The sequence below is a fragment of the Mucilaginibacter sp. P5_A4 genome (assembly GCF_056400605.1).
Genome location: NZ_JBFUKX010000090.1, coordinates 1 through 8,328 on the forward strand (window position 1 = coordinate 1; position 8,328 = coordinate 8,328).

The 8,328-nt window shown below is 40.5% G+C and carries 5 protein-coding genes; 1 reads left to right on the forward strand and 4 read right to left on the reverse strand.

The features are described 5' to 3' along the window. Positions 1-320: 320 nt before the first annotated feature. The 4 genes from AC1DQW_RS26910 to AC1DQW_RS26925 all read right to left on the reverse strand — a co-directional run bounded on the left by AC1DQW_RS26910 (position 321) and on the right by AC1DQW_RS26925 (position 6,281). Positions 321-950 carry a hypothetical protein gene (locus AC1DQW_RS26910; protein WP_477456878.1) on the reverse strand — a complete coding sequence of 210 codons (630 nt, stop codon included), beginning with the start codon at positions 948-950 and terminating at the stop codon, positions 321-323. 58 nt (positions 951-1,008) lie between these two features. Next, a complete protein-coding gene (locus AC1DQW_RS26915; RefSeq protein ID WP_477456879.1) occupies positions 1,009-2,967 on the reverse strand; it encodes a tetratricopeptide repeat-containing sensor histidine kinase in 1,959 nt (652 codons plus the stop codon). 462 nt (positions 2,968-3,429) lie between these two features. Beyond that, entirely contained in the window at positions 3,430-4,209 is a 780-nt protein-coding gene (locus AC1DQW_RS26920) for an alpha/beta hydrolase (RefSeq protein ID WP_477456880.1), read from the reverse strand. Positions 4,210-4,385: 176 nt separating this feature from the next. After that, the gene (locus tag AC1DQW_RS26925; RefSeq protein WP_477456881.1) at positions 4,386-6,281 is read right to left on the reverse strand and encodes a PAS domain-containing sensor histidine kinase; all 1,896 of its coding nucleotides are present in this window, start codon (positions 6,279-6,281) and stop codon (positions 4,386-4,388) included. Between the two features lie 749 nt (positions 6,282-7,030). On the opposite strand from AC1DQW_RS26925, the gene AC1DQW_RS26930 reads away from it, so the two are divergent. Beyond that, on the forward strand, positions 7,031-8,248 hold the full coding sequence (locus AC1DQW_RS26930) for an IS4 family transposase (RefSeq protein ID WP_477456882.1): 1,218 nt from the start codon (positions 7,031-7,033) through the stop codon (positions 8,246-8,248). Positions 8,249-8,328: the final 80 nt, after the last annotated feature.

Consider the following 8,328-nt stretch of genomic DNA (forward strand, 5'->3'; position numbering starts at 1 on the left):
GAAATGGCCTATACAATATACAAAACTAAGAAACCATACCAGGCGGAATACTTACAAAATCAACAACAGGAGAAACAAGAATTACAAGAAGCGTGYATAAATAATTAGAGCAACCCCTAAGGGCTGCCCTAAACAGGCTAACATAAAAGCCGCCTTAAAAATCAAATATAAAATAAATCATAAGGATTACTTGCATATCAACACAGAATCTCGCAATGACGGGGGGATATATGCTTCATTAGAGGTCTAAAAACATTTAATAAATCAAATTTAAACAGCTTCTAAGATGACACCCCGGATGAACCCTTCAGATACCTATATCAAAAAGGACTTTTTTGCAATGCCGCACCGGCCGGTAAAGCAAACATAGCGGCATCCAGTTTACCGGGTTTTATTTCGGTTGCCGTACTTTCAATATAGAACTGGGCATTGTCGATAGTCATTTTTAGGGGGATGGCATTTGTTTTTGACAGCACAGTATACCAGTTACCAAATTGGTGGTTAATATATAATTTACTATCAACCGGTACCCCAGACGTGAAATAATATTTCTGTACGCCGCTTTTGCAGGTTAGCACCAGTTCATCGCATTTATAGCCCAGGATATCAATGACGGCTTTGTGCAGTTCGGTACTAATCACCTCATCGGCATTAACTGCACCATCATTCCAGAGCACGGCTTCGGAGTTACTCATTTTGCTGTAAAGCTTGTTATCTGCGTTAACGTACAATTGCCATTGCATCATGGTGCCATTCATTTCCGACTTATAATCGCCGCCTTTTATGTAATAGTTTAGGGTATTGCCCATCATGGTGGTAAACTGGGCGTCGCTTACATTGGGTATTTTACTTTTAATGGCATTGCTGTAAACTATTTTGCCTTCAAATGATTGCGCCGAAGCTATTAAACAGGTTAGAGCTAAGGATAAGGTTAGGATTAGTTTTTTCATGATTGATTTGTATAGTGTTAAAATAAGGTTTTAAATAAATAGGCCATCAGGTAATCTTTCAATTATTATTCAACGAAGGTATGCTAAAATAAAACGAGCTGCCGATGCCTGCCTTACTTTCAAACCATATAGTACCATTGTTTTTTTCTACCAGCTCTTTACACAATAACAGACCGAGCCCGCTTCCTTTTTCGCTGGCTGTACCAAAAGTTGTATAGGACGAAAATTTATCAAATATTTTTGCCTGGGCTTCCTCCGGGATGCCTTTCCCGTTGTCTTTTACAGTTATAACGATAATCGAATCCTTTTTTTCGGCAGCTATGGTAACGGTGTTACCCGCTTCTGAAAATTTCACAGCATTCTCCACTAAATTCCTGATCACGATATCAATCATCGTTTCGTCTCCAAAAACAGTTTCAGACCTGGTGAGCTCCACACCTGTTACCAACACTTTCTTTTCGGCAGCCCGTTCTTTCAACAGGGTTACATTTTGTTCAATTACCTTTTGCACATTAAAGCCGGCGGGCTTAGCCTCGATACCATCCATCTGGCTTTTTGCCCAGTACAGCAGGTTTTCAACCAAATGCGCTGTTATTTTAAGGGTATCAGCTACTTTCTCAATCCAATACTTACTTTCTTCTTCCGATAGGTCATCCTCCTTTATCATATCCATCATATGGCTGATGGTATGGATAGGCCCCCGCAAATCGTGCCCAATAATAGAAAACAACCTGTCCTTTACGTGTACCAACTCTTCCAGCTGCAGGTTTTGTGCCGATATATCTTTGTTTTGCAAGGCCAGTTGTTCACTAAGCTTTCTTTTTTGTGTGTAGTTTCTGAACAGGATGAAAGCAAGCACCAGCAAAAATATAGCGCTCCCGGTTAGTATATCCCGCCTCAATTTTACTTCCTCCAGTTTCTTCTGCCCTATTATCTTATCCTTATTCAGCAGGTTAATTTGAATTTGCTTTTGTTCCAGCTCATAGCTTGATTGGATAGTCCTGATAACTTTTTCTTTTTCCGCGGTTTTCAGGCTGTCGGTTAAGGCAACTTCAAGGTTCCGGTAGTATAGTGCTTTCTTATAACTGCCTTCTTTTTGATTGGTTAGGTACAGCACGTTGTAGGCAGTTGCAATAAGTTCAACAATACCCGATTTTTTGCTCTCTTCCAGCCCTTTTTGCGCATACAGCATACCGGCCTTGTATTTACCTGTATAATAGCAAGTAAGGGCCAAACCAGTATGGCAATAAGCAACACCTTCATCATCACCGGTTTTTTGTGCAATATCAAGCGATTTGTAAAAATAAACCTGTGCCAGCCTGTAATTTTTTTTGGTGACATAGTTTTCGCCAATGTTGTATAATGCAATAGCTGTGTTGGCGAGATCTTTTCCTTTTTTAGCTATGATCAGCGCCTGGTTATTATAAGCTATGGCCGAATCAGGCTGCCCTTTTTTCTTAAATATTTCGCCTAAGTTTATCAGCAGGCTAACTACACCCTGATGCGTGGGATCATTTTGCTTCAGGGCTATTTTATAAGCTAAGCGGTTATAATAAAGCGCTTTGGGATAATCCCCCATACTGATGTACATGCCGCTAATATTATTATATTCATTCCCGCTTAACCCTTCCATCCCCAATTTTTCGCTGATGCGCAAACATTGAAAATGGCATTCCAGCGCTTCGGGCCATTTTCCCTTGTATCCCAGGGCTACCCCTTTCGACACATATGCCAGCGCGATCCCTTTTTCAAAATGAATTTTTTGTGCCAGATCAAGCGATTTTTGCGCCATTAAAAGAGCGCTGTCGGCATTTTTACCCCAGTATTGCCTGGAAATAGCGTAGTAGGTATTTACCCTGTCGGTATCGTGTTTTGCTGTATTAAGCCGCTCAAACAACCCCTTTACTGAATTAGCCTGGGCCAGGCAGGATGATGTGGCGGTAATAGTTAGCACACTATATATAACAATGCACCTTATATACAGGTATAATTTATGCGTAAGTAAGGGTTTTCCCATACAGGATAGTTTAATTAATTGGAGGCGTTAATATAAGGCTAAATGAGCAATATTAATAAGATATTTATTTCTTATGGATTATATGAATAAGGTATTACTATATTATCCTTTATCAAAAGTAAGTTAAGGCGGCATAGGTATTTTAACCTATGTCGCTATTATCAAAAAAATATTTATCGCCATTATTTTCAATTGACGAAAAAATAAAGATTCACTTAACCTACAAAAATTAAAGGTCAATTGAAGCAATATTGAAAAAATTGCTTCGGAGTTCGATCACGAAACAATGCAGAAAACAAATGTCAGCATTAGAATAGCCAATTTACCCATATTTCCATAACTGCTTACCTTGGGCAAATTTACCAGCAGCCTACCCAAAACGCTGAACCAACTAACGGACTCTGGCCTTGGATATCAGCAACCGCCCTAGGTCAGCAATAGTTACATTCCCCCTGTCCTCCTTTAGCGAAAGAAAGTTGCGGAAATTATCAAGTCTGCGACCTCTTTAGGATGGCTTATATAGACACTATGGCTTGCTCCGTCTACTTCCACTGTTTTTTTACTATTGGCCCTTTTGGCATACATCCGTTCTAAATCCGGGTTAATAATCCTGTCGGATTTTGCCACCATATACCAAACAGGTTTTGTTTTCCAGGCCGGGTTTTGAATGATGGCATGGAATACCAGGTCGGCAGTAGGCGTCTGAGAATTAGCCATAAAATCTGCTGTGGGTTTTGGCAAGTCGCCTGAAAAATCAGCGGCAAACATTTTTGGGTCAATGTAGTCCCAGCCGTCACTTCCCTTGATCAGTGATTTATAAGCAGCCAGGAAAATTTTGCCGTTGCCAGCTTCAGATTCGCCTTGATCCGGCGCATGTGCGGCAATATATACCAGCCCGCGAACCAGGGAGTCATTACCAGCCGTTGTTATTACGGCACCTCCATAGCTATGCCCTACCAAAATGCAAGGCCCGTCCTGCTGGTTAATTATCCGTTTTACCGCAGCTACATCGCCTTCAAAGGTAGTCAGCGTAGTTTGGGCAATGCTGACCTTGTAACCTTTTTTGGTGAGGATGTCATAGACCTGCTGCCACCCGGCCCCATCTACAAATGCGCCATGAACAAGCACAATGTTTTGGATTCTTGCGGGGACCTGGGCTTGTAATGCTGAGACGAAAATCGTCATGATAAGAATAATCAGTATTTTAAATATGCGGATGCCGCGGTTGTGATTTAATTTCATGGTGTGTTTTTTAATATTTGTTTATAAAAAATGACAGAATGCCAAAAGACCTGGACCAAGCTGATAATGAATTTCAAAAGCTGAATCAACGATTATTTTGGATAGTTCATTTTCATCCATATTCTTTGCGTCCTGGCGTCTTTGCGTGAATCTTATTTTATAAATATTTATCCTGTTTAAACATCCGTTTTTGTAAACGGAAATTCTAAAATAACTTCAGTCCCCTCTGTCATTTTACTTTTTAATTTTATACTGCCGCCTAAAGCTTCAACCTGTGTTTTAACCATAAAAAGGCCCATACCCTTGCCTTCCATAGTGGTATCAAAACGTTTGTACAATCCAAACAAGTCGGCAGCATTCTTGGCGAGGTCGATCCCCTTACCATTATCTTTAAAAGTGAGCCTGATTTTATCTTCGAGCTGCTGGCCTTCAATATGAATAATCGGCACAATACCAACCCGCCGATATTTGATACTGTTTGAAATAATATTATAAAAAACGCTGTAAAGAAAACTCCGGATAGTAAACATCGAGCCAATCTCATCAAAGGCGCATTCAAAATAAACGTTTTCGTCTGCGATGATATACTGCATATCAACCTTAATATCATTCACCAGGCTGCTGAAATACACCATTTCTTTTTTTTCATTTACTACCTTCCTGGTCTGCAAAATCTGGTTGAGATCCTGGATAACCGCATCAATGTTTTTTGCCGATTGCGAAGCTTTTTCAAGTACCTCATGCATTTCATTTAATGTGCCATCTTTTTCATCAAACAGGTACGACAGACCGATGATATTGGCAACCGGCGCACGCAGGTTATGCGATATGATATAGGTAAAATGCTCAAGATCTTTGTTTTGCTTAATAAGATCGGCCGTTATCCTTTCGCGTTCAAGTTCGGCAAGCTTATGTCCTGTAATATTCTTGTTAGCCGCTACAAAACCACAATGCTTGTGCGCACTGTTTTTTACAACAAACCATTCTATCTGGTACCATTCTACGGTACCATCGGTTTTTGGATAACTTATTTCATATTCAGCACTTCCGTTCAGGATAACTTTAACAAGCATTTCCTCCATAAAAGCCCATCTTTCTGCAGTGAAATAGGCTTTCATGGGCAGACCAATCTCCAACATCTTGCTTTTCCGTTCTTCCGCATACTTCTGCGCCAGGCTATTAAAAGAAACAATGTTGAGTCCGTCATCAAACAACACGTAAGCTATATCAGTATTGTCAAAAATGGCGCGGAGGTTTGCTTCTGATTTTTGAAGCGCCTCCTGGTCCTGTTTACTCTGGGTAATATCTGTTACCATAGCAAGAGCGCCCTTGTACTTACCCGTTTTGTCAAAAATTGGATTGGCCGATATGTTTGCCCATACATCCTCGCCGCTCTTTTTTACATACCTGATATTTAAATTCTCTTTTGCCCCATTTCTTCTCCTTTCCATGCAGGCTATGGCGTATGCCTTGCCCTCTTCATCCATAAAATCATAAAGCTCTTTTCCCATCATCTCTTCGGCAGAGTAACCCAGGATATCCGCTATCTTTATGTTTACAAAGTTTGTTTTTTCGTTTTCATCAATTGTCCAGATGCCTTCCTGCGCGGTTTCAACAATCTGCCGGTATAACTCTTCGCTCAATCTAAGCGTTTCCTTTTCGGCTTTACCAGAAGTAATATCCCTGATAATCCCCTCTGTTCTTATTAATTGCCCTGTTTCATCCAGGATAGGAATAGTCTTTTTCTCCACCCAGCATATCGCCCCATCTTTGCGTATAATGCGGTATTGACTGTTGGCCAGTTCACCCTGTTCTAATCTTTTTTGCTCTTTAATAACAATGTGTTCATCCCCGGGGTAAATCACATCAAACCATAGTTCCCTGCCGGCAATAAAATCCGCGGCTTTATAACCATACAGTTTTTCACAGGCCTGCGATAGCTGCAATACCTGCATATTTATCATATCAACAGAAAAGAAAACCTCATCCATCGCATTAAAAAATGCCATCAGATCATGATGAGTATTTTCCTGTATTTGTATCTTTTGTGGTGTAGGTCTATTCGGTAGCATAGAAGTAATAAGGTTTGGTATAAATACGGCTACATACTGCTGCAGCCACTAACAAAAAATAAACTGTCCCATTGTGTAGTTGCATAAAAATACGATTCACAAGGCATTAATTCTCTTGTAAATGCCCCCATTTGCATAGTTCCCGGCCGTCTTCCAATTCTAAATTCTCAAAATGTTTTACAGCCCGAAAGCGCGATTCCTCATTCATCAATCTAAATTATTTAAACAGGAGCATTTCGAGTTAAAAAATTATCATAACAATAAAATCACATTGCTTATTATCTAAAACACGATGGGCTATCTATCTATAATTGAATGTAATATACATAATTATAAAAACTTTTATAAGAAGCTGTTTAAAAATATAGGCATGACGTTTTAAAAGGTTTGTCATCCTGAACGCAGTGAAGGACCTATTCGCAGACTGTACAGGGCGAAGAAGCATGGCGAATAATAGATGCTTCACTGCGTTCAGCATGACAAATGGCTTTTTTGCAAATACGTCATTATAAGTGGTAAAATCCGTGGACTCTGAGGGGCGAATGACGTTTTAAAAGGTTTGTCATCCTGAACGCAGTGAAGGATCTATTCGCAGACTGTACAGGGCAAAGAGGCATGGCGAATAATAGATGCTTCACTGCGTTCACTGTTGTCCGGTAAAAGAATAATTTTCAGAGAAAAAGCAAGGGGTAAGCCGAAAGCCTACCCCTTTGTGTTGATATTTGAGTTACCACACTTAAACATTCAACATGGGCAAAAGTACTTTTTTTACCGGACAGCCGGTGCTGAACCAGTTATTAAGTTTAATAGACCGTAATGGTGTTCGATCGGTAGCAAGGCGGGGTGATCATGACCGCTATTATCGTTACTTCGATACTTATACTCACCTGGTAACGATGCTTTACTGCGTTTTTAACAGATGTACCAGCAGTCGCGAGGTAGTCAGCGGCATGAAAGCAAGCCTGCATAAGCTTCAGCATACTGGAATAGGTAAATGTCCGGCCAGAAGTACTTTATGCGATGCTAACGCTCAGCGCAGCTTTGAAGTATTCGCCCGTATTTACGATCAGCTTTACCAGCGCCACAAGCAACTTTTACCGGACAGCCGGTTAAAGATAGATCCTAAACTATTTATCGCCGATTCTTCAACGATTACCTTATTTCAGCAAATTTTAAAGGCACCAAGCCCAGGCAAGGCCAACGGCAGAAGAAAAGGCGGCATCAAAGTTCATACGCTCATTAATGCGGCAGATGATGTGCCGCTAAAAATCAGTTTTACGGCAGCCAGCGCTAACGATGTGCCTTTCCTTAAAGAGATCAAACTGCAACCAGATTCCTTTATAGTCTTCGACAAAGGCTACGTGGATTATTCGGAATATCAAAGAATGACAAATGAGGGAGTATTCTTTGTTACCCGGCAGAAAAAGGATGCCAAATATTCAGTAATCTGGCTGAATGAACTCAACGAGCAAAGTCGGGCACATGGTGTCATCGAAGACAAACTGCTTCTGCAAGGCACACGTACTCAAAAAGAAGGTATCCAGCTGGAAGTCCGCCTGGTTACTTTCTTTGATAAAGAAACCGAAAGAACATTTGAGTTTTTAACCAATAACTTCTCCCTACCGCCTGAAGCTATTGCTGATCTTTATAAGAAACGATGGCTTATTGAGATACTATTTAAGCGGGTAAAGCAAAACTTCCCACTAAAATATTTTCTGGGGGACAATGAAAATGCAATCAAAATACAAATATGGTGCGCTTTTATCGCTGATCTGCTTATCAAACTTGTGCAGGTACAACTAAAAAAACAATGGGCTTTCTCTAATCTGAGTTCTATTATCAGACTGCACCTGATGAGTTATATCCATCTGTTTAACTTTCTGAACGATCCCGAGAAGCTGTCCGTCGCAACTGCTCACGACCGGCAACTAAAATTGGGGGGCTTGGACATCGGGTTTAAAACATAAATCCTTGTTTTTATCTCCTAATCAATCCTTTTTTTAACAATGAAACTTTTTACCGGACAACAGTGAACGGAGTGAAGCAT